At 64.2% G+C, this 20,328-nt stretch carries 24 protein-coding genes; 14 read left to right on the top strand and 10 right to left on the bottom strand.

The features are described from left to right. Positions 1 to 79: 79 nt before the first annotated feature. The 3 genes from ACKTEK_RS04820 to ACKTEK_RS04810 all read right to left on the bottom strand — a co-directional run bounded on the left by ACKTEK_RS04820 (position 80) and on the right by ACKTEK_RS04810 (position 3,308). Positions 80 to 1,099 (bottom strand): ABC transporter substrate-binding protein, encoded by a 1,020-nt coding sequence (locus ACKTEK_RS04820; RefSeq protein WP_409164106.1) that lies wholly within the window; start codon positions 1,097 to 1,099, stop codon positions 80 to 82. 60 nt (positions 1,100 to 1,159) lie between these two features. Then, positions 1,160 to 2,095, bottom strand: coding sequence for a 2-hydroxyacid dehydrogenase (locus ACKTEK_RS04815; protein ID WP_409164105.1), 936 nt, complete (start codon positions 2,093 to 2,095; stop codon positions 1,160 to 1,162). A 268-nt stretch (positions 2,096 to 2,363) separates the two neighbouring features. Then, positions 2,364 to 3,308, bottom strand: a complete 945-nt coding sequence (locus ACKTEK_RS04810) for a LysR family transcriptional regulator (protein WP_409164104.1) — start codon at positions 3,306 to 3,308, stop codon at positions 2,364 to 2,366. An 89-nt stretch (positions 3,309 to 3,397) separates the two neighbouring features. On the opposite strand from ACKTEK_RS04810, the gene ACKTEK_RS04805 reads away from it, so the two are divergent. From ACKTEK_RS04805 to ACKTEK_RS04770, 8 genes are all read left to right on the top strand, one after another. Beyond that, a complete protein-coding gene (locus tag ACKTEK_RS04805) occupies positions 3,398 to 4,852 on the top strand; it encodes a 4-hydroxyphenylacetate 3-hydroxylase family protein (RefSeq protein ID WP_409164103.1) in 1,455 nt (484 codons plus the stop codon). Continuing rightward, a complete protein-coding gene (locus ACKTEK_RS04800) occupies positions 4,849 to 5,340 on the top strand; it encodes a flavin reductase family protein (RefSeq protein WP_409164102.1) in 492 nt (163 codons plus the stop codon). The genes ACKTEK_RS04805 and ACKTEK_RS04800 overlap by 4 nt, the downstream gene beginning before the upstream one ends. 79 nt (positions 5,341 to 5,419) lie before the next feature. Next, on the top strand, positions 5,420 to 5,842 hold the full coding sequence (locus ACKTEK_RS04795) for a RidA family protein (protein ID WP_409164101.1): 423 nt from the start codon (positions 5,420 to 5,422) through the stop codon (positions 5,840 to 5,842). A 13-nt stretch (positions 5,843 to 5,855) separates the two neighbouring features. Continuing rightward, positions 5,856 to 6,533, top strand: a complete 678-nt coding sequence (locus tag ACKTEK_RS04790; RefSeq protein ID WP_409164100.1) for a DUF1028 domain-containing protein — start codon at positions 5,856 to 5,858, stop codon at positions 6,531 to 6,533. Between the two features lie 5 nt (positions 6,534 to 6,538). Next, the gene (locus ACKTEK_RS04785; RefSeq protein WP_409164099.1) at positions 6,539 to 6,964 is read left to right on the top strand and encodes a GlcG/HbpS family heme-binding protein; all 426 of its coding nucleotides are present in this window, start codon (positions 6,539 to 6,541) and stop codon (positions 6,962 to 6,964) included. Continuing rightward, the gene (locus tag ACKTEK_RS04780) at positions 6,961 to 7,578 is read left to right on the top strand and encodes a glutathione S-transferase (RefSeq protein ID WP_409164098.1); all 618 of its coding nucleotides are present in this window, start codon (positions 6,961 to 6,963) and stop codon (positions 7,576 to 7,578) included. The genes ACKTEK_RS04785 and ACKTEK_RS04780 overlap by 4 nt, the downstream gene beginning before the upstream one ends. Before the next feature lie 31 nt (positions 7,579 to 7,609). After that, positions 7,610 to 8,074, top strand: a complete 465-nt coding sequence (locus ACKTEK_RS04775) for a type II 3-dehydroquinate dehydratase (RefSeq protein WP_409164097.1) — start codon at positions 7,610 to 7,612, stop codon at positions 8,072 to 8,074. Positions 8,075 to 8,121: 47 nt separating this feature from the next. Further along, entirely contained in the window at positions 8,122 to 9,060 is a 939-nt protein-coding gene (locus tag ACKTEK_RS04770; protein ID WP_409164096.1) for an NADP-dependent oxidoreductase, read from the top strand. Positions 9,061 to 9,104: 44 nt separating this feature from the next. On the opposite strand, the gene ACKTEK_RS04765 is transcribed toward ACKTEK_RS04770, so the two are convergent. Then, positions 9,105 to 10,004 (bottom strand): LysR family transcriptional regulator, encoded by a 900-nt coding sequence (locus ACKTEK_RS04765; protein WP_409164095.1) that lies wholly within the window; start codon positions 10,002 to 10,004, stop codon positions 9,105 to 9,107. 144 nt (positions 10,005 to 10,148) lie between these two features. On the opposite strand from ACKTEK_RS04765, the gene ACKTEK_RS04760 reads away from it, so the two are divergent. The 6 genes from ACKTEK_RS04760 to ACKTEK_RS04735 are packed head-to-tail and all read left to right on the top strand — an operon-like array spanning position 10,149 to position 13,892. Then, on the top strand, positions 10,149 to 10,883 hold the full coding sequence (locus ACKTEK_RS04760) for an EthD family reductase (protein ID WP_409164094.1): 735 nt from the start codon (positions 10,149 to 10,151) through the stop codon (positions 10,881 to 10,883). Between the two features lie 39 nt (positions 10,884 to 10,922). Further along, positions 10,923 to 11,975 (top strand): SDR family oxidoreductase, encoded by a 1,053-nt coding sequence (locus tag ACKTEK_RS04755; protein ID WP_409164093.1) that lies wholly within the window; start codon positions 10,923 to 10,925, stop codon positions 11,973 to 11,975. A 10-nt stretch (positions 11,976 to 11,985) separates the two neighbouring features. Beyond that, the gene (locus ACKTEK_RS04750; RefSeq protein ID WP_409164092.1) at positions 11,986 to 12,297 is read left to right on the top strand and encodes a YciI family protein; all 312 of its coding nucleotides are present in this window, start codon (positions 11,986 to 11,988) and stop codon (positions 12,295 to 12,297) included. A 29-nt stretch (positions 12,298 to 12,326) separates the two neighbouring features. Continuing rightward, entirely contained in the window at positions 12,327 to 12,746 is a 420-nt protein-coding gene (locus ACKTEK_RS04745; protein WP_409164091.1) for a cupin domain-containing protein, read from the top strand. After that, positions 12,743 to 13,525, top strand: coding sequence for an SDR family NAD(P)-dependent oxidoreductase (locus ACKTEK_RS04740; RefSeq protein WP_409164090.1), 783 nt, complete (start codon positions 12,743 to 12,745; stop codon positions 13,523 to 13,525). Before ACKTEK_RS04745 ends, ACKTEK_RS04740 begins: the two co-directional genes overlap by 4 nt. 10 nt (positions 13,526 to 13,535) lie before the next feature. After that, on the top strand, positions 13,536 to 13,892 hold the full coding sequence (locus ACKTEK_RS04735; protein ID WP_409164089.1) for a RidA family protein: 357 nt from the start codon (positions 13,536 to 13,538) through the stop codon (positions 13,890 to 13,892). Here the strand turns inward: ACKTEK_RS04735 and ACKTEK_RS04730 are convergent. The 6 genes from ACKTEK_RS04730 to ACKTEK_RS04705 form a co-directional block, all read right to left on the bottom strand. Then, complete coding sequence (locus ACKTEK_RS04730; RefSeq protein WP_409164088.1) at positions 13,886 to 15,166, bottom strand: TRAP transporter large permease; 1,281 nt, start codon at positions 15,164 to 15,166, stop codon at positions 13,886 to 13,888. The genes ACKTEK_RS04735 and ACKTEK_RS04730 overlap by 7 nt on opposite strands. Positions 15,167 to 15,171: 5 nt before the next feature. Then, on the bottom strand, positions 15,172 to 15,636 hold the full coding sequence (locus tag ACKTEK_RS04725; RefSeq protein ID WP_409164087.1) for a TRAP transporter small permease: 465 nt from the start codon (positions 15,634 to 15,636) through the stop codon (positions 15,172 to 15,174). Positions 15,637 to 15,734: 98 nt separating this feature from the next. Next, complete coding sequence (locus tag ACKTEK_RS04720) at positions 15,735 to 16,730, bottom strand: TRAP transporter substrate-binding protein (protein ID WP_409164086.1); 996 nt, start codon at positions 16,728 to 16,730, stop codon at positions 15,735 to 15,737. A gap of 194 nt (positions 16,731 to 16,924) precedes the next feature. Beyond that, positions 16,925 to 18,400 (bottom strand): glucosylglycerol-phosphate synthase, encoded by a 1,476-nt coding sequence (gene ggpS, locus ACKTEK_RS04715; RefSeq protein ID WP_409164085.1) that lies wholly within the window; start codon positions 18,398 to 18,400, stop codon positions 16,925 to 16,927. Further along, positions 18,397 to 19,206 (bottom strand): HAD family hydrolase, encoded by an 810-nt coding sequence (locus ACKTEK_RS04710; protein WP_409164084.1) that lies wholly within the window; start codon positions 19,204 to 19,206, stop codon positions 18,397 to 18,399. The genes ggpS and ACKTEK_RS04710 overlap by 4 nt, the downstream gene beginning before the upstream one ends. Then, positions 19,203 to 20,324, bottom strand: coding sequence for an NAD(P)H-dependent glycerol-3-phosphate dehydrogenase (locus ACKTEK_RS04705; protein ID WP_409164083.1), 1,122 nt, complete (start codon positions 20,322 to 20,324; stop codon positions 19,203 to 19,205). The genes ACKTEK_RS04710 and ACKTEK_RS04705 overlap by 4 nt, the downstream gene beginning before the upstream one ends. Positions 20,325 to 20,328: the final 4 nt, after the last annotated feature.

Raw genomic sequence — 20,328 nt, 5'->3', positions numbered from 1 at the left:
TGGCGAGGCTCTAGCCCCTTCCCCCACGTGGTCCGGCTGGTCCGGGAAAGGCAGCGGCGTGCCTTTCCCGGGTCGCAGGTCAGTTCATCATGTTTTCAGTGAACCACACCTTCCAGACCGGAAGCAGCTTGGCGTAGGTTTCATCCTCGACCACGATCGCTTCGCTCTCGATCTGCTCGGCGCTGGTGAAGATGCCGGGCAGCGCAGCGATCTCCGGGTCGAGCTTTGCGTCCGGGCTCATCGGGGAGCACTTGTGGAAGTTGCAAAGCTTGGCGAGCATTTCCGGCTCGAGCGCGATGTTGAGGAACTGCTCGGCAAGCTCCTTGTTCTTCGAACCAGCCGAAATGCCCCACACGTCGAAACCGACGACGGCACCTTCCTTCGGCACCTGGATTTCAGCCGGCAGACCCAGCTTCTCCAGGTGATAGGCGTTGATGTTCAGCAGGACCTGCACCGGCGTTTCGCCCGTGCGCATGAGGTTCTGGCTCGTGGCATCGGACTGGTAGAAGGCGCGGATATTGGGCTTGAGTTCGAGGAGCTTTTCCTGAACCTGCTCCCAATCCTCAACCTTCACGCCGGCGAGGCGCGTGGCGGCAATGATGATGTGGCTCGGGTCGAAATCCGGCAGTCCGAGCTTTCCTTCCATGGACTCGTCCCACAGGGATTCCCATGACTCGATGCTGAATCCGTCGGGCATCTCGTCGGTACGAAAAGCCGGCGTATAGACGTAGACATAGTCGGACACGGTGTAGTCCGAGCGCTTGGCAATCGGATAGAGCTTCTCGGAATTCGGAATCTTGGAGTAGTCGAGTTTCTCCATCAGTCCGTCGGAATGATAGAGATAGCCGACCTGGCCAGTTGTGTTGATCAGGTCGGCCTCGGGGTTGTCGCGGGCGACTTTTGCCTTGGCAAGGCGATCGAGCGTCCCGCCGGTGATGTACTCGACCTCGACGCCGGTGCGCTTGGTGAATTCGTCACCGACGATCTGGACGCCTTCCTTCCAGTTGCCACCCCAGGTGCTGACCACGAGAGGTCCTTCGGCAGACGCTGTCGTCACCATCATGGTGAGCGCGCTCAGAGCAAATGCAATTCGCTTCATCGGTTCCATCTCCTTCTCAACGCCGGCGCACATGCGCCGGGCTTCGGTTTCCGGTTGCCGTCAATAGCCACGGGCCGGATCGATCTCGTGCAGCGGCGGCTTGCCGGCACGCACCCGCCGGATACTCTCGGCCACGTCCCGCGCGGCCAGAGCCGGTACGGTGACGCTGGCCATGTGCGGCGTGATGAACACGTTTTCGAGCTGCCAGTAGGGATGATCGGAGGGCAGCGGCTCGACGCTGAACACGTCGAGCGTCGCTTCCGCGATTGCGCCGCTATTGAGCGCCGCGATCAGGGCCGCTTCATCGACGATGGCGGCACGCGAGGCATTGATGAACTTGGCCCCGTGGGGCATGAGCGCGAGTTCGTCCGCGCCCAGAACGCCGTCCAGATCCAGCGTGTGCGGCAGGAGGCTGACGAGGATTTCGCTCTCGGCGAGGATTGTCTCCAGCCCCGCGCGCCCGGTCAGCGACCGCACGCCCTCGATGGACTTCTCGCTGCGGGACCAGCCCGACACGTCGTAGCCCATCTTCGCCAACATGGCGGCGGCCGGGGACCCAAGCTCGCCAAGACCCAGTACGCCGACGGAAATCGAGGACAGCGGCCGCGGGTGGACGTATTCCCACTCCCCCCGGCGCTTCGCCCGCTCGAAGATGTGCATGTCCCGCGCGTACCGGGTCACCGTGTAGACGATGTAACTCGTCATCATGGAGATCATCCCGGTGTCGGACAGGCGGGAAAACTGGACCGGAACGAGGTCGTCGCGGCGCACGAGCGCATCCACGCCGGCACCGAGGTTCGTGACCAGTTTCAGGTTGGGAAAGCGGTGAAAGAACCCCTTGGGCGGCAGCCAGACCAGGGCGTAACGAATGTCAGCAGGATCACCGACATCGGGATCGACCCGGATGTCGAGGTCGGGCAGTTCCGCAGACAGGGCCTCGCGCCAATCGTTCGCGTCGTCGACAGGGCTGTAGAAGACCAGCGCATCGCCACTCATCGGCCCGCCCCTCCCACCGGAACACGCAGCTTCCGGCCCTTGCGGACAAACGAGTTTTCCGGGCCGGGGCCAGCCGAAGGGACACAAAATGCTGAAAGATTGCTCATGCAACAAAATTTTGCACGGCACCCTTCACAGGAAAAATAGTTTTAACCGCCTCTCAAGATCGCGTTTTTCGATTCAGCCCCTTACAGCGCCACTCAGGCCTGCGGCGTGGGCGCGATCAAACCGTTGATAACGTGCATGTTTTCTGGTGCTTAGGGTCGGCTCAACGTATCGCGGAATGCGGCGTCAGCGTGCCCGGCTCGAACACGCCACCGGCTGAGAAACAGGCCTTGAGATGGCTTTCGAAGGCCGAAACCGCCGGTCGCGGGGTCTGCCGCTTGAGACGAAAACTCACAACGCGGACGGGCTCGAGGTCGTCGCTGATCGGCAGCACCGCGACCTGCCCGCCATCGTGCGTGGTCTGGGTGCGCGGCAGGATGTTCTGGATTGTGTAGCCGCAGCCATGCCCCACGAGACCGCGCGTCAGTTCATAGGCCCGCGATCGGTAGGCGATCTTCGGGGTAATACCCGCGGTCTGGAACAGGCGCAGGAAATATTCCCGCGAATGCGGCAGGTCGAGCAGGATGAACGGCTCGTCGCGGAGGTCTGCAAGGCTGACGGAGTCCCGCTCGGCCAGAGGGTGGTCCAGCGGCAACACGGCATTGGGCGGGAGCACGGCGAGCGGCTCGGCGTGAATTTCCTCTGGCCGGGCGAAATCATATGACAGGGCCAATTCCGTCTGACCGGAAATGATCGCGTCCAGAATCCACTGCTGATCGCCCTCGTCCAGGCTGACATTGATGCCTGGATGGCTCTTGGCAAAGGTCGACAGCAGCGCCGGCATGAAGTGGGTCGCAATGGTCCAGAAGCAGCCGACAGCAACCTCGCCCCGCACCTCGTCGGCCATGGCGCGCGCATTGGCGGCGAAGTCGCGCGCGTGCTTCAGCAGCATCCGCGCCTCATTGATCACGCGCGTGCCGGCAACCGTCGTCGAGACCCCCTTTGCATGGTGGCGCACGAAGATCTGCACGCCGCACTCCGCCTCGAACCGCGAGATCGCAGACGAGATGGATGACTGAGATATGTGCAGGTTCTTGCCGGCCTCTGTGAGATTGCCGAAATCGGCGGCAGCAACGACGTAACGGAGAGAGCGTAGCGACACTTGCATCGGATTTCTCGATTCAAAAAAACGCATGAAAGTATTTTACCGATCCATTGCCGCGGCGCAATATGGGCCCACAAACAAGAGGTAGGCACATGATCCGTACAGGCAGTGAGTATCGCGAAGGACTTCAGGATGGACGCGAAGTCTGGATCGATGGAGAGCGCGTCAAGGACGTCACGAAGCACGCCGCGTTCAAGCCGATCGTCGATGTCAGGGCCCGCATGTACGACATGGCCCATGAGGCCGAGTACCAGGACCGCCTGACCTATGTCGACGGCAACGAGCGCAACACGATCTTCTACAAACCCCCGCGCGAAACGCAGGACTGGGACGACAAGGTCGAGGCCATCGACCTCGTCCTTAACGATATCGGCGGCGTCGTCACGCGGGTCGGCGACGAGACCATCGGCGAGGTCTGGTCGCTGATCGACGGGCGCGACGTGCTGGCCGAGTTCGATCCGAAATTTGCGCAGAACGTCGACCGGCACGTCCAGACGATCCTCGAGAAGGACATCTTCCACATCTCCGCCAACACCGATCCGAAGGGCGATCGTTCGCTGCCGCCGCAGGAGCAGGACCCCGACATGATGGTTCATGTCGTGAAGGAGACGGACGCGGGCATCGTCATTCGCGGCGCCAAGTACGAGACGGCCGCCGCCTATGCCGACCAGGCGTTCCTCAAACCCACAGTCGGCGCATGGACCAACGAGACGCTGTCCGACTATGCCGTCGGCGGAATCGTCGATATGGGCTCGCCCGGCGTGAAGCAGATCTGCCGCTCCTCGTTTGCCGGGCGCACCAACCCGAAGGACTACCCGCTCGCCAACAAGTTCGACGAGATCGAGTCCCTCGTGATCTTCGACAACGTGCTGATCCCGTGGGAGAACGTGTTCTTCTACCGCCACACAAAGGCAGCACAGTTCGTGCGGGCGACACTGCACCGCTACTCGGCATTCCCCTACGTGCATCGCCTCCTCTACGTCGCCGACATGATGATCGGCGCGGCGCTGTGGAACGCGAAACAGACCGGCCTCGACAAGCTGCAGGCGGTTCGCGAGAAGCTCGCCGATCTTGTCTGCTACCGCGAAGGCATCAACGCGCACCTGACCGCTGCCATCGCCACAGCGGAGAAAAGCCCCGGCGGGCTGCTGATGCCCAACCAGTCACTGCTCTATGCCGGGCGCGTTCACGCCTGCGCCAACTTGCCCGCGATGATGCACATCGCCCGCGAGCTGTGCGGCGGACAGATCTGCGTCACGCCGAATGCGGCATCCTTCGAAGGCGACGAGACAAAGCCGTGGCTCGACAAGTTCTACTCGCTCAACAACCAGTGGCAGGCCGATGACCGCCGCAAGCTGCTGGCGTTTGCGCGCGACCTGCTGAACTCGGACTATGCCGGGCACCGGCTGACCTTCGTCCAGTTCGCGCAGGCCCCGCACTTCAACCACCTGAACGCCGTCTACAACTCCTTCGATTTCGAAGGGCCGCTGGAATTCGTGCGCAAGGTCGCCGGTCTCTCGGACCGGGTGACGGGAGCGAAGGGATGAGCGCGCTCGATCCGGACGTCTTCCGCCAGGCCATGCGCCGCACCGCGTCCGGCGTGACGGTTGTGACAACCGACGGCGACGAAGGCCCGTTGGGCGTGACGGTGTCTTCGCTGTGTTCGCTGTCGCTCGAACCGCCGTCCATCCTGTTCTGCCTGCACCGGGAGAGCCGGTTACTGCCCATCGTGAAGGCCAATGGCGTCTTTGCCGCCAATATCCTGGCCGACGGGCAGCAGCGCGTTGCGGACAGCTTCGCCGGCCTGATCCCCGAACTGCGGGAGGACCGTTTCGCGGCAGGTCACTGGAGCACGCTCGTCACGGGCTCGGCCCTGCTCGACGGGGCGCTTTGCGCCTTCGACTGCAAGCTTGCCAGCATCTTCGAGTTCGGCTCGCACAGCATCATCGCCGGCGAGGTTCTTGCCGCGGAAATGCGCGGTGACAAGCCGCTGATCTATTCCGGCGGCGACTACCGCCAGCTTGAAACCGCCTGAGGCCATTGGCCAGGCGCGGCGGCCCGCAATTCAGGCCGCTGGAATGAGCCAGACAGTTCCCTTGAAAGAGACCCAATCGATGCCAACCCATCACCGCCTCCGGCCCTTCAACACCAAGGACACCTACCCGGAGCAGAACCTCTCCAATGACTTGTCCCAGGGCGTCGTCGCCCGCGGCACGATGGTCTTCCTGCGCGGACAGGTCGCGCAGGACCTGGAAACCCGCGAGTGCCTCCACGTGGGAGACGCGGGCAAGCAGACCGCGAAGGCGATGGAGAACATCAAGATGCTGCTTGAGGAAGCCGGCAGCGAGCTTGGCCACATCTGCCGCATCGTCGTGTACCTCACCGACATCCGCTATCGCGAAGCCGTCTACCTGGAGATGGGCAAGTGGCTGCAGGGCGTTTTTCCGTGTTCGACGGGGCTGGTGATCGATGCCCTCGCGCGGCCCGAATGGGTCGTGGAAATCGAGGTCACCGCTGTCATCCCGGACGCCACGTGAGCAGGAGAGCGCCGTGACTTTCTCGATCTCAGGCCGCTGCACGCGAACCGGCATGCTCGGCATCGCCGTGTCGTCATCGTCTCCCGCAGTCGCCGCGCGCTGTGCCCACGCAAGGGCCGGTGTCGGTGTCGTCGCCACGCAGAACATCACCGACCCGTCGCTGGGCCCGAAGGGGCTCGACCTGCTGGCTGCCGGGCTGACGCCTGTCGACGTGCTCGACCTGCTCGCCTCGGAGGCCAACCATTTCGATTATCGCCAGGTGGTCGTGCTGGGCGCCGACGGTACGTCAGCACATCATTCCGGCGGCAAGACGCTGGGAACGCACCGCATCGAACAGCGCCCGGACGTGGTCGCGGCAGGCAACCTGCTGTCGTCGCCGGACGTTCCCGAGGCGATGGTGGAGCGTTTCCTGTCGATGCCGGATGCCCACCTGGGTGACAGGCTGGTGGCTGCGATGCAAGCCGCCGAAGATGCAGGCGGCGAGGAAGGCCCGGTCCATTCCGTTGGCCTGCTTGTCGTCGACAAGGTCTCCTGGCCGGTCACCGACCTGCGCATTGACTGGTCCGACGGCGACGTCATGGCCGAACTGGACGCCCTGTGGACGCGCTGGAAAGACGAAGCGGACGCCTACGTGACCCGCGCACTCGACCCGTCCTCCGCGCCCTCCTACGGCGTCCCCGGAGACGAGTGAACACGATGTCTGTCACGCGGCCTTTCCTGAAACTGACTCACGCTGGCGCGCTCAAGATGCTGGCCGGCGCGGTCGCGCGGGCCGAGGAACTCGGCGTCCCGCAGAATATCACAATCGTGGACGACGGCGGAAACCTGCTCGCGTACGTCCGGATGGACGGCGCGCGGCTACTCTCGCGCGAAACGTCCCTGTCCAAGGCCATCACTGCAGCGTCCCACAGCCAGCCGACGTCGCGGCTCAACCCTGCGGACGAGGTCAAGCTGTCGCTCGCCGGCGGCCAGCGCCTCACCAATCTTGAAGGCGGATTGCCGATCATCTTCGACGGGGTGTGCGTCGGCGGTATCGGTGTCGGTTCCGGCACCGGCGAGCAGGACGTGGACGTGGCCCGTGCCGGGCTTCGCGCGGTTGGTGCGTTGGACCAGACGCCATGAAGCTGCTGCACGCGCCCACCTCCCCGTTCGTCCGCAAGGTCATGGTCGTCGCCCACGAGGCGGGACTGGCCGGATCCATCGAAACCGAATTCGTTCTCGCAAGCCCGGTGGAACGCGGCGAGGACCTGGCGGCCCACAATCCGCTCGGAAAGATCCCCGCCCTGATCCTCGACGATGGCAGCACCCTCTATGACAGTCGCGTCATCTGCGAATACCTGGCCGCGCTGAAGCCGGAGACGGGGCTGTTCCCTGACGGCGAAGCCCGCTGGGAAACACTGACCCAGCAGGCGATGGCCGACGGCCTTCTCGATGCCGCGATCGCGACCCGCTACGAGCGCGTGATGCGCCCGCAAGCAGCGCAGTGGAGCGGCTGGGCCGACGCCCAGCTCGCCAAGGTGACCGGCGCGCTGGACCGGATCGAGGCCATCGTCGGCGACCTGCCGGAGCGCCCGACCATCGGCACGATCACAATCGGCTGCGCGCTTGGCTATCTCGATTTCCGGTTCCCGGAACTTCGCTGGCGGGACGGCCGGCCGGCGGCCGCCAACTGGTTTTCCGCCTTCGAAACCCGTCCCTCCATGGTGGCAACACGCCCCGCCGAACACGTCGCCTGAGCCTGAACGCTCCAACCGAAAGCTTGTCTCGATGCCGTCCAACCAGCCGCTTCGCCTCTTCGTTCTCAGCGGTCCCAACACCAATCTCTACGGCCTCGACGACACGGGCACCTATGGCTCGCTGACCCTGTCGGATATCGCCGACCTGTGCCGCGCCAAGGGCACCGAGCTTGGTGCCGAGATCGATTTCCGGCAGTCCAACCACGAGGGCGAACTGGTCGACTGGATCCAGGAAGCGCGCACGGCTGCGAGCGGCATCGTCATCAACGCGGGGAGCCTGTCATACACCTCCATCGCGATCCTCGACGCATTGTCTGCGGTCGGAACCCCGGCGATCCAGGTGCACGTAAGCAACGTCTTCAAGCGGGAAGCCTTTCGGCACCACGCACCGCTTGCGGCCGCCGTGATGGGCTGCGTCGTCGGCCTCGGTCCGGAAGGCTACACCATCGCGGTCGAGGCGCTGGTTTCGCATCTCCTCGCCGGCCAGTCCGCCTGAGCGGCGGCACCGCTCACCACACCCGACGTCCCGAAAGGCAGACCCAGATGCCCGAAATCACCGCAATCCGGTACCACGCTTTCGGCGATGCGGACGTCCTGACCGCTGACCGCGTTGCCGTGCCCACGCCGGGACCGGATGAGGTCCTCGTTGACGTGTACGCGGCGAGCGTCAACCCGATCGACTGGAAGATCCGCTCCGGGATGATGGCTGGCGTGATGGAGACCACGTTTCCGGCCGGAACCGGACGCGATGGCGCGGGCGTCATTTCAGCTGTCGGCGCGAAGGTCGATCCCGGTCTCGTCGGCACGCGGGTGTGCTTTCTTGCCGCGCGCGGTATCGGAACATGGGCGGAGCAGATCGTGCTGCCTGCCGAGCTAGCCGTGCCTGTCCCGGACGGCGTGTCCCTCGTCGACGCCGCGTCCCTGCCGCTTGCCGGGCTGACCGCCTGGCTGCTGCTCGACGCGGCCCCGGCGATGACGGAGGGCACGCGCGTGCTGGTGCATGGCGCATCGGGCGGTGTTGGCTCGATGGCCGTGCAGATCGCGCGTGAGCGGGGCGCCGAGGTGATCGCGACCGGCTCCTCGCGCAACGCCGACTTCGTCCGCTCGCTCGGCGCGAGCCTCGTCGTTCCATACGACACGACCGCGTTCGAGGACGAGGTGTCCGATGTCGACATCGTGTTCGATGCCGTGGGTGGCGACGTCCATCGCCGCAGCTACGCCGTGCTGAAACCGCGCGGCACCATGGTCTGCCTCAGCGCCGAGCCGTTCGAAGACTTGAGTGCGAGGTTCGACGTCACGGTGGCGAAGCCGACGGTTCAGCCGGACCCTGCAGCCCTTGCGGCGTTGGTCAGCCTTGTCGCGGAGGAGCGGATCGCGCCGGTCGTCCAGAAGACATTTCCGTTCGCTGACTTCGCCAGCGCGCAACGCTTCTCCGAGAGCGGGACCGGACACGGCAAGACCGTGCTGGTTCTGCGGGACTGACACGAGCCCGGCAACGAAGGCGACAGCGCGCTACCGTCGCGTTCCTACGACTGGGAATTGCTCGACAGCTTCGCCTTCAGGAAGTCCACGAAAGCGCGCACCTTCGGCGGCACGGCACGCCCGCCGCGATACAGCGCGTAGATCGGAACGGCATCCTTCAGGGCATGGTCCTGCAGCAGTTCGACGAGGCTGCCGTCGCGCACCTCGATACGACCGCGCAGATCGGTCAGTCGACCGATGCCGCAGCCAGCGAGCAGCGCCTGGTATGCCGCGTTGCCGCTGTTGACCACCAGCGGACCGGTGACCTTCACCACGTCTACCCCGCGCTCGGATTCAAAGAACCAGTCGTTGTAGACCGCGCCGAAGCCGCGGATCACGATGCAGTCGTGGTTCAGCAAGTCGCTGGGTTTTTCGGGCGCGCCATGCTTCTCGATATAGGCGGGAGACGCGCAGATGATCTGTCGTGTCTCGCCGATCTTGCTGGCCAGAAGGGCTGAATCCGGGAGCCTGCCCCACGCGATGGCGACATCATGGATTTCGAGGTTCGGGTCGTCCTGCGCGTCCGACAGGTCGACCGAAACCGACAAGTCGGGATTGGCTTCCATGAACTCGGCGATGTGCGGCAGCACGTTGTAGAGGCCGATCATCACCGCGCAGGTGATCTTCAGCGTTCCGCGCGGCTCCGCGCCGTACTGGCTGGCAGCGGTTTCGGCTTCCTGTATGTCCGACAGGATCTTCACGCCGCGCCGGTAGTAGACGTCGCCAGCATCGGTCAGGTTCAGGTGCTTGGTGGTGCGGTCGAGCAGGCGCACGCCGAGCCGCCGCTCCAGGCCGTCGATCCGGCGGGAGACCGCGGAGCGTGTCAGGCCGAGCTGACGCGCGGCGGCGGCAAAGCTGCCCCCCTCGACGACCGAAATGTAGATTTTCAGGTCATCGTTCTGCATCGACCAGCCGCCATTGTTGCGTAAACCTCACCATGTTGGGTCCAGATCCAATCTTCTTGCGGTCTCGGCGATCATATTACCATTGCCGGCAACACCGTCCGGGCGAACGCACCGGACCCAAGAAGAATGCTGGGAAGCGCACCAATGATCAAACTCGTGACCGTGCTCAAGCGCAGGTCCGACATGACCCGCCGTGAATTCGAACATCGCTGGCTTCATGTCCACGCGCCGATTGCCGCAGTCTTCCCCAACCTGCGCGGCTACGTGCTGTCGTTCTCCATCGAGGATGGCGAGCCGCAGGCCGACGGCGTGGCGCAGCTCTGGTTCGACGACCGCGAAGCCGTCCAGACATCCTATGCCTCGCAGATCGGGCGCGAAGGGTCCAACGACGCGCGCGAATATCTCGCCCGTCGCGACCATCTGATGGTCAGCGAGGAATGGGCGGGGCCTGCGGATGACAGCGCCGGGTTCGCCTACAAGATGATGCTCGGCCTGAAGCGGCCCGATGGTCGCTCGCGCGCGCAGTTCGTCGCCGACATGCAGGCACTCGACCACGATACGCTGCAACAGGGATTTGCGACGCCGACCGTGCGTGTCTGCGTCGATGAACAGGGCAAGCAGCTCAATTCCGGCGTCGACGGCGCGCTCGACCTGTTCGAGGCCGAAGCCGTGTTCGATGCTCTCGTCGAGGCGTGGTATCCGGACGCACAGGCCATGCGTTCAGCCGCAGGCGCGTTCGAGCAATCGCAGGCAAATGCCGCGCTCGCCGGCCTTTCCAGTGCGCGCGAGACGTTCCTGCTCCACGAGAACGTTGTCGTCGCGCCGCCTGAACTGGTGCAGCCGGCCCACCTTCTCGATGCAATCCGCGCGCGCGGCTAGGCCCGGCGCGACCTTTCCTCCAGAAGCGGAAGAACAGACATGTCCAAGAAGACTGCACTCGTCATCGGCGGCACCGGGGTTTCCGGCAGGGCGCTGATCTCGCACCTCGAAAAGGACCCGGAGTGGGATGTCATCGGCGTCTCGCGCAACGCGCCGTATTTCGACACCGACGCCCGGTTCGTCTCCGTCGACCTGATGGACCCGCAGAGCTGCAAAGAGGGCCTCGGCAACCTGAGCGAGGTCACCCACGTCTTCTACACGGCCTACTGGGACAACCCGGATTTCGCCAAGACCCGCGAACCCAACGCGAAGATGGCGCGCAACGCGCTGCCGGTCATTGCCAATGCGGCGAAGAACCTGGAGCACATCTGCCTGCTGCAGGGCACGAAGTACTACGGCCAGTATCTCGGCCCCTTCAAGACGCCCGCCAAGGAGAGCGACCCGCGCATCGAGGTGCCGCACTTCTACTACGACCAGCAGGACGACCTGACGGCGCTGCAGGAGGGGCAGGACTGGAGCTGGTCGGCGGCCCGCCCCCACGTCATCTGCGGTTATGCGCTGGGCAACCCGCTGAACCTGATCTCTATGCTCTGCGTCTATGCCGCGATCCTGAAGCGCCACGACATGCCGCTCTTCTATCCCGGCAAGCCCGGCGCCTTCACCTCGATCTACCAGGCAACGGACTCCGACTTGCTGGCCCGCGCCATGGTGTGGATGTCGACAACGCCGGCCTGCGCCAACGAGGCATTCAACATTACCAACGGCGACTTCTTCCGGTACGAGAACCTGTGGCCGGTCTTTGCGGACTATTTCGGCATGGAAGCCGCTGGAGTCGAGACGACCGACATGGTGGAATTCATGAAGGACAAGGACCACGTCTGGGACGACATCGTTCGCGAGAACGGACTGAAGCCCAACCCGGTCGAGCGCCTCGCCAACTGGAACTTCACCAACTATGCGTTCTCCAATGACTGGGACGTGATGTCCGACACGACGAAGTGCCGAAAGTACGGTTTCATGGAGTTCATCGATTCCGAGGAGATGTTCCTCGGGCATTTCGAGGCGCTTCGCCAGATGAAGATCGTTCCGTAGGGAGACGCCGGTGCCTTACGTCATCGAGACATGGGACAAGGCCGACAGCACCGACCTGCGGATGCGCGTACGCCCGGACCATATCGCCTTCCTGAAGGCCAACACCGAAAAGCTGCTTGGCGCGGGCGCAAAGCTCTCCGATGACGGCGAGACGATGCTCGGGACCATCTACATCGTCGATGTGGAGACCCGCGCCGAGGCGGAAGACTTCGTGGCAGGCGACCCGTTCACCCGGAACGGGCTGCCGGAACGCATCACGGTCACCCGCTGGCGCAAGGCGTTCTTCAACTTTGAAGACAACATGCACAACCTGAACCTCTGAAGAGGTCTGCGGACGGGAGGCCGCTTGCCATGACACAACAGCCGGAATTTCCCGAAGAATTCGAAGCTGCCGGATCGAACCCCTGCGTGGGTTCGGTGCTGGTGTCGCAGAGCGAACGAAACCGCGTCTGGTACATGCACCTGAAGCCCGGCCAGCGCATCGGCTACCACTGCCACGTCCTCGACTATTTCTGGACGTGCCTCACGAATGGCCGCGCGCAGTCGCGCATCGACGGCGCGGCTCCCGTGGCCCGCGACTACGCGCCGGGCGACACCGCCCACATGAGCTATGCCAAGGGCGAGCGCATGATCCACGACCTTGAGAATGTCGGCGACACCGACCTCGTCTTCATCACGGTGGAGAATCTCGACAGCGCCAACGATCCCCTTCCCCTGCCCGACGGCGTCACGCCGACCGGTGCCATCCCCGACCGGATTTCCGTCCAATGACCAAAGCGCAATTCCCCGACTACAACTTCACCGGCAAGACGGTCCTCGTGACCGGTGCGGGCCAGGGCATCACGGCGGCCGCAGCAAAGGCATTCGCCGCGCAAGGCGCCCGCGTCGGCGTGTGTGACCGAAACGCGGACCGCGCCGAGGCGACAGCAGACGCGATCACCGCAGACGGCGGCAAGGCCATCGCGCTGATCGCCGATATCGGCAGCGAGCAGGAGGTCGAGGCCGCACTTGCGAAACTGACGGAAGCTTTCGGGCCGGTCGACGTGCTGGTCAACGGTGCCGGCAGCTACGGCAAGAGCTTCCGCGTGACGCACGAAACGCCCGTGGAGGAATGGGACGACGTGTTCGCCTCGAACGTGCGCGGCACCTTCATCTGCTGCAAGTCGGTGATCCCGCAGATGCTGGAGACCGGCAAAGGCCGCATCGTCAACATCTCCTCCAACGCGGGACGCCACGTCAGCCCCCTGCTGGGATGTTCGTACACTTCGGCGAAGGCCGCGGTGATCGGCATCTCGCGTCACCTGGCGCACGAATACGCACGCAAGGGCATTGCCGTGAACACGCTGTGCCCCGGCCCGGTGGACGGGCACCGCGTCAGCCACCTCGTCGAGACGGGCAAGATGTCCGCCAACCTCGCCGACGCCATTCCGATCGGCCGTCTGGGCACCGACGAGGACATCGTCGCGGCGATCCTGTTCCTGGCGGCGGAGAGTTCCGGCTACATGACCGGCGCGGTGCTGGACGTCTCCGGCGGCCTCATCCTCGCCTGAAGGACCATCCATGCCCGTCAGCCGTCACATCGCGCGTGGAAACATCCATCAGGCCACCGAGCACAAAGGCGTCCTGTATATCGGGGGCATCACCCCCGATGACGCCTCGCTCGACATGTACGGGCAAGCGCGGCAGCTATTTGCCAAGCTCGCCGGCATCCTCGACGAACTGGGTTCCTCACCCGATCACGTTCTGCTGGTGACGTGCTTCCTGTGCGACATGTCGAAGAAGGCGGAGATGAACCGCGCGTGGCGCGAGGTCTTCCCGCCGGAAATCGCTCCGGCGCGCGTGTGCCCGGGCATCGTCGCGATCGAGGAAGGCGTGCTGCTGGAAATCTCGGTGATTGCCGCGAAGGCGGATCAGTAGCCGAGCATTCTAGGCAGGAACATCGCCACCTGCGGGAAGAACACGACCAGCAGGATGACCGCCAGGATCACCCCTATGAAGGGCAGCACCTCGAGCGAGACCTCGCGCACCGTGCAGCCCGCCAGCGGACACACCAGGTAGAGACCGATCGAGACCGGCGGCGTGATCAGCGCGATCTGCACCGTCATCACCACAACCAGCGCCAGATGGTAGCCGTCGACCCCGAAGAGCTTGGCCATGGGGGCGACGATGGGCACCAGCATGATCATGGAGGCGACGCCTTCCATGACGAAGCCGATGATCAGGAACACCGCGATCACCGCCAGCAGGAACACTTCCTTCGACCCGATGAGCGGCTCGATGGCCATGCCTATTTTCTGCGGCACGAGGTTGAGGACGAGAATCCACGCAACCAGCTTGGCGACGCCCAGCAGGAGGTAGACCATCGCGCTGGTCTTTGCCGAGGACAGCAGGGTGGAGATGATCGCGCGGAGATCCAGCGTGCCGTAGCTGAAGCCGAGGATCACCGCGTAGACGACGGCGATGGCACCAGCCTCGGTCGGGGTGAAGAAACCACCGAGAATGCCGCCCAGCACGATGACCGGAAGGCCAAGACCCGGCAGGGCGGGAATGGCGGTGCGCCAGATATCTGCCAGCGACCAGTGCTCGCCGCCGCGCGGGAAGTTTCGCCTGCGCGCGGTCGCGGCAACATAGATCATCATGCCCACGCCGATGAGCAGGCCGGGAACGGCTCCGGCGAGAAACAGCCGGGTGACCGACAGCCCGCCACCCATGATGTAGATGATGAGAAGCATCGCGACGCTGGGCGGAATGACCGCGCCCATGACGGAAGACGCCGCCGTGATGGCACCGGCAAAGCCGCGCGGATAGCCGTCGCGGATCATGGCCGGGATCATCGTTCCGCCCACGGCGGCCGTGTCGGCAACGGCGACACCCGTGACGCCCCCGAAGAACATGCTGGAGGCCACGTTGACGTGCGCCAGGCCGCCACGCACCGGCCCGAAAAGGGCACGGGCGAAATCGATCAGCTTGGGCAGGATCTCGGCGCGCGTCGCGAGGTCACCGGCCATCACGAAGAAGGGAATCGCGAGCAGCGGGAACGAGTCCATGCCGCCGAAGATGATGGTGGCGACAACGTTCAGCGACGCGGAGCCGGTGAGCAGCAGGTATCCGATCGACACGGCGCCGAGCGCAAACGCGACGGGCACACCGAGCGCAAGCGAGCCGAAGAAGGTTGTGAGCGACAGAAACACGGGCGTCAGTCCCCTGCGGCCAGGCGCCGGAGACGCGAGGCAAACTGAATGGCGGCAATCAACAGCATCAGCGCGCCGCCGACCGGCAAGGCGGCGTGGAACCAGACCATCCCAACGCCGAGCGTCACGGTGTCCTGCCCGATGATGCTTGGGAGGTTGAGGGCGCTGGCATAGAAGAATGCAGCGAGGAAGAAAATGATCACCAGGTCGGCGAGGCACTCGACGATCAGCGCACTGCGCCCGGTGAGCATGTCCGGCAACATCGAGATGCGGACGTGGGAGTTCTCATGAGTCAGCAGGACACTGCCAAGCATCGCGACCCAGATCATCAGGTACCGGGTGAGTTCCTCGTGAATCCCGATCGACAGGTCGAACAGATCGCGGACCAGCACCTCGGTGATGACCAGCAGCGCGATGACGGCCATCAAGGCGATGACGGCCCACTCGACGACCTTCAGGATGACGTGCATGGCCAATGGCTCGCGATGCGGAGGCTGGATAGCGGGAATCAAACTGGAAAATTGGGCGCCGGCCCGTCCGTCGAACCGACGCCCGTCTCGGGAGGAGACTACTTGTTGGCCTCGTTCAGCGCATCAATCAGTTCCTGACCGCCTTCGCCGAGATCGGCAATGGCTTCGTCATAGATGCCCTTGGCCACGGTGCGGAACTGCTCGATGGTCTCGTCCGGCACCTCGTTGACTTCCATCTCCTTGCGAAGCAGCTCAAGCAGTTCGGAGTTCTTCTCGTCATTCAGCCGGCGTTCTTCCTCGGTGGCAATGGCGATGGCTTCTTCCATGGCCTTGAGGTCTTCTTCGCTGAGCTTGTCGCGGGCCGCATTGCTCATCACGATGAGCATCGGCTCGTTCACGTGACCGGTCAGCGAGTAGTATTTCTGCGCTTCGAACAGACGATAGGGATAGACCACGCCGGGCGGGTTTTCCTGTCCGTCGATGACGCCCTGCTGGAGCGCGGGAACCAGCTCGGAAAAGCCCATCGGCGTCGGAACAGCACCCAGCGCCTTGAAGAAGGTCACGTGGACGCTGGACGGCAGAGTCCGCAGCTTCAGACCCTTGATGTCTTCCGGTTTGTTGATAGGCCCCTTGTTGTTCGACACATGGCGGAAACCGTTGTCCCAATAGGCGATGATCGACATGTTGTTGGCGTTCATGCTGTCGGAAAGCTGGTCGCCAATCTCACCGTCGAGAACCTTGAACATCGTTTCGCGGTCCTTCCACATGTACGGAAAGATCACCGAGTTCAGCAAAGGGGCGTAGCGCGTGGCATGGCCGGTGCCCGACAACACGAAGTCGACCGCGCCGTTCTTGGCGAGTTCGAGCGCCTCGCGGTTGGAACCCAGCGTGTTGTTGTTGAAAATCTGAACCTCGACCCGCCCGTCGGTCCGCGCCTCGAATTCGCGCTTGAATGTTTCCTGCGCGGGCGCCCAGGTGCTGGACTCGTTGGCGACACTGGCGAAGCGGAGCGTGATATCGGCAGCCGCCGCCGGCAGCCCTCCGAAAACGATCGCGGCAAGCGCGAAAGACGCGCAATATTTTGCGAGCTTCATGGTTTTCTCCCTCATCTGCATTCTGTTGTTTTCGGCCCTGATGGCCCGGGATGCAGTGCAGGAAGCGTACTAGAGGCCATATGGCCGATACAGGCGAGCAGGCGGAAACATGACCGTGCACCGAGCGCAACCTTTGCAATCGGTACGGTCCGCGAGATTTCCTTAATCGGGAAACAGGCGCCGAGGCGCAATGCTCACGCAATCGCGGCGCGCAGGTCCTCCGCCCAGTTGGCGATGGTGTGGCCGCTGGTGACGTTGCGCATGGCGATCATCCGCTCGCGGCGCTCGTTCTCCTCCATGTCGAGCGCCTGGTCGATGGTGTGATCCATGGACCCGTTGGAGAACGGGTTGCACAGGACAGCGTGCGGCAGTTCCGTCGCGACACCGGCGAACTCCGACAGCACCAGCACGCCGTCCCCGTCCGTGCGGGCGGCGACGAATTCCTTGGCGACGAGATTCAGCCCATCGGCCAGCGGCGTTATCCAGCAGATGTCCGCCTTGCGGTAGAACGCGGCCAATTGCTTGAAGGGGATCGGGTTGGAGAGCAGTTGCACCGGCTGCCAGTCGAACTTGGCAAAGCGCGCATTGATGCGCCCCGCAATGGTTTCCAGCTCCTGCTGCACCTGCTCGTAGACGGCCATGCCGTTGTTGGCGGCGACGGACACGAACATCAACCGGATTTCGCCGTGCAGTTCCGGCCGCCGCTCAAGCAGCCGCTCATAGGCATACAGCAGTTCCGCGCCGCCTTTGGTGTAGTCGGTGCGCGAGACCGAGAGCAGCAGCCGCTTGCCCGTCAGCTCGGTCTCGATGCGCTTTTCGAGGTCGGCGGTCTGCGCGGCGTTGATGCACTCCTCGACGAAGTTGACGTCGATACCCACCGGCGTTGCCACGATGCGCACCCGCCGCCCCTCGTAGACCAGCGCGTCGGGCGTCTTGAGTTCCGACAGCGCCGGGCGCAGCCGGATATCGTCGAGTTCCAGGCGCGACCGTTCCACCGACTCGATGTCGTAGAGGCTTTCGCAGACGGCTGCGAAGTTCTGCGCAAAGCGCGGGATGTGGAAGCCGACGACATCGCATTTCAGCAGCGAGCCGATGATCTCCTTGCGCCACGGCAGCACGTTGAAAAGATCGGGTCCGGGAAACGGCGTGTGATGGAAGAAGCCGATCTTCACGTTCGGCTTCATCTGGCGCAGGTATTGCGGGACGAGCCACAGGTTGTAGTCGTGGACCCAGACAGTGGCGTCGTCGCTCGCCTCCTGGGCGGCGGCCTGCGCGAAGGCGAAGTTCACCTCGCGAAAGGTCGGCCAGTCCACGGGATCGTAGTTGTAGCGTTCGCGGAAGGCATGCAGCACGGGCCACAGCGCCTCTTTCGAGGTGACGTGGTAGAAGCTGCGCACCTGGTCGGCGGACAGCGGCAAGCGCGCGACACGGTAGTCGCCGTAGTTGTCGGAGATTTCGACAACCCGTTCGAAGTCCGGCCTTGCCGGGTCTTCCGCCTCCTTCCACGCGATCCACGAACCCTGGTCGACATGCCCGAAGAAGCTTTTCAGCGTCGGGACGATGCCATTCGGGCTCTTGTTCTCACGCCGGACGATGACGCCGTTTTCCTCAACTTCCTCATAGGGTTGCCGGTGGTAGACAATCACCAGATCGGATTTTTTGGTACTCACGCCATCATCTCCTTCTTGGTCTTGGCGGCCTTGGCCGCAGTCTCGTGAAAGCCGAGCGCGTGGATTGCCTCCAGCACGCCGGCCGCGCCGTGCGCGTCGGCGAAATGGACATTGTCGAATGTCTCGATGCGCGCCATCAGGGCGGGTTCGGCATTGCCGACGGCAACCCCGCTCAGCCCGGTCTCGAACAGCGAAAGATCGTTGAGCGTGTCGCCGGCGACGAGCACCTGTGCGTGGTCCGTGCCAAGCCGGCCCAGCAGCCGCATCAACGAAGGCCCCTTGCTGATGCCTTTCGGCAGCACGTCGAGGAACCTGTCATCCGAGATCAGGCAATCGAAGCCCGCCCCCTCGATGATCGTGCGGATCGTGGGATCGAAGGCATTCGGGTCGTAGTGGTAGCTCATCCGGTAGCGGAACGGCCCGTCCTGCGGCGTCAGGCCGGGCGCGGCATCCAGTGCTGCGGAAATCGGGGCGATCCCCTCCCCCCACAGTGCCTCGATCCGTTCCTCGAGCACCGTATCGGGGACGATGCGTGAACGTTGCGCGTCGCAGGTCGCAATGGTCGTGCCGACATCACCGATGACGTAGTCGGGCCACGGCATCTCGGCATCGGCACACGCCGCGGCGATGAAGGGCAGATCGCGCCCGGTGACGAAGATCAGTTCGACGGCGTCCCGGTGCGCGTCGATCCAGTCGTAGAGTTCATCGCGCTCCGCGCGCGTGCCGCCGATGAACGTGCCGTCGAGATCGGTCGCGAGGGTAAAGACCTTTGTATTGTCCGGCTCTCCCGGATCCGCGCGGTTCATCCGATCAGCTCTTCGATGCGCTCGCGTGCCATATTCGCGTCGGGATGGCGGAACGTGGTGTCGTGCGCGTTGGATTCGAACTCGAGCGGCTGCGCCCACAGGTCGCCGAGCGTCGTGCCGATGTCGGCATGATCGTGGACAATCGCGCGCACGGCCTCGCAGATCGGCAGCGACAGGCCATGCTTGCGCGCAAGGTCGGTGACCGAGACCGCGTTGCGCACACCTTCAACGATCACCGGCGCGCCGCCAAAGGCTTCTTGGCGGCTCGTGCCGGCGCCAAGCTGCAGGCCAAAGCGCAGGTTGCGCGACTGTTCGCTGGAGCAAGTCAGCGTCAGGTCACCCAGTCCGGAGAGGCCCGCGACGGTTTCCGCGCGCCCGCCCAGCGCGGTCGCCAGCATGGTCATCTCCGCAAGGCCACGCGTGATAAGGGCGGCTGTCATGTTGGATCGGAAGCCGGCGCCGCGCGAAATTCCGCAGGCGATGGCAATGACGTTCTTCATCGCGCCGCCGATTTCCACGCCGACCGGATCGTCCGAGACGTAGGCCCGGAACGAGCCTGCGCTGAGCGCCAGCGCAAGTTGCGCGGCAGTGCCCTCGCCGACCGGCTCACCGGGAACGGGGGATGACGCGATGCAGACAGAGGTCGGCATGTCGGCTGCGACCTCGTCGGCGAATGTCGGCCCTGACAGCACGGCGATGGTCTGGTCGGGCATTTCCTCGGCCACGACATCACACAGCAGCAACCCGCTGCCCGGCTCCACGCCCTTGGCGCAGATGACGACCGGCACGTTTCGCGGGACGCAATTTTCGAGATCGCGCGCTGTCTCGCGTATGGCCGAGGACGGCACCACCAGCAGGACAGCGTCCGCACCGCGCACGGCGTCGTCCATCGCGGTGACGGCCGTGATCTCGTCGGGCAATGCCAACGGGCCGAGATACGCGTCATTGCGGCGGGTTGTGTTGATTTCGTCGGCGGTTTGCCGGCGGCGGGCGTACAGCCTGACGTTCCGTCCGGCGCGCGCGGCTGCCGCTGCCAGGGCCGTGCCCCATGCCCCGGCCCCGATGACTGCGATCTGATCGCAGCGCGGATGTGATGATGATGGGCCGGCGTCGTTCAAGAAT

The organism is Tepidamorphus sp. 3E244, assembly GCF_046159835.1.
Lineage (GTDB): Bacteria > Pseudomonadota > Alphaproteobacteria > Rhizobiales > Tepidamorphaceae > JACKJK01.
Note: the sequence above shows the minus strand (reverse complement) of the source record. Positions and strands in the feature narration are given on the sequence as shown.

Coding starts and splice junctions, on each gene's coding strand:
- ACKTEK_RS04780 (WP_409164098.1), top strand. CDS start 6,961: ATGAAGCTGCTGCACGCGCCCACCTCCCCGTTCGTCCGCAAGGTCATG.
- ACKTEK_RS04810 (WP_409164104.1), bottom strand. CDS start 3,308: ATGCAAGTGTCGCTACGCTCTCTCCGTTACGTCGTTGCTGCCGCCGAT.
- ACKTEK_RS04745 (WP_409164091.1), top strand. CDS start 12,327: ATGACACAACAGCCGGAATTTCCCGAAGAATTCGAAGCTGCCGGATCG.
- ACKTEK_RS04795 (WP_409164101.1), top strand. CDS start 5,420: ATGCCAACCCATCACCGCCTCCGGCCCTTCAACACCAAGGACACCTAC.
- ACKTEK_RS04740 (WP_409164090.1), top strand. CDS start 12,743: ATGACCAAAGCGCAATTCCCCGACTACAACTTCACCGGCAAGACGGTC.
- ACKTEK_RS04755 (WP_409164093.1), top strand. CDS start 10,923: ATGTCCAAGAAGACTGCACTCGTCATCGGCGGCACCGGGGTTTCCGGC.
- ACKTEK_RS04770 (WP_409164096.1), top strand. CDS start 8,122: ATGCCCGAAATCACCGCAATCCGGTACCACGCTTTCGGCGATGCGGAC.
- ACKTEK_RS04775 (WP_409164097.1), top strand. CDS start 7,610: ATGCCGTCCAACCAGCCGCTTCGCCTCTTCGTTCTCAGCGGTCCCAAC.
- ACKTEK_RS04765 (WP_409164095.1), bottom strand. CDS start 10,004: ATGCAGAACGATGACCTGAAAATCTACATTTCGGTCGTCGAGGGGGGC.
- ACKTEK_RS04805 (WP_409164103.1), top strand. CDS start 3,398: ATGATCCGTACAGGCAGTGAGTATCGCGAAGGACTTCAGGATGGACGC.
- ACKTEK_RS04820 (WP_409164106.1), bottom strand. CDS start 1,099: ATGAAGCGAATTGCATTTGCTCTGAGCGCGCTCACCATGATGGTGACG.
- ACKTEK_RS04800 (WP_409164102.1), top strand. CDS start 4,849: ATGAGCGCGCTCGATCCGGACGTCTTCCGCCAGGCCATGCGCCGCACC.
- ACKTEK_RS04760 (WP_409164094.1), top strand. CDS start 10,149: ATGATCAAACTCGTGACCGTGCTCAAGCGCAGGTCCGACATGACCCGC.
- ACKTEK_RS04815 (WP_409164105.1), bottom strand. CDS start 2,095: ATGAGTGGCGATGCGCTGGTCTTCTACAGCCCTGTCGACGACGCGAAC.
- ACKTEK_RS04725 (WP_409164087.1), bottom strand. CDS start 15,636: ATGCACGTCATCCTGAAGGTCGTCGAGTGGGCCGTCATCGCCTTGATG.
- ACKTEK_RS04710 (WP_409164084.1), bottom strand. CDS start 19,206: ATGAACCGCGCGGATCCGGGAGAGCCGGACAATACAAAGGTCTTTACC.
- ACKTEK_RS04720 (WP_409164086.1), bottom strand. CDS start 16,730: ATGAAGCTCGCAAAATATTGCGCGTCTTTCGCGCTTGCCGCGATCGTT.
- ACKTEK_RS04785 (WP_409164099.1), top strand. CDS start 6,539: ATGTCTGTCACGCGGCCTTTCCTGAAACTGACTCACGCTGGCGCGCTC.
- ACKTEK_RS04735 (WP_409164089.1), top strand. CDS start 13,536: ATGCCCGTCAGCCGTCACATCGCGCGTGGAAACATCCATCAGGCCACC.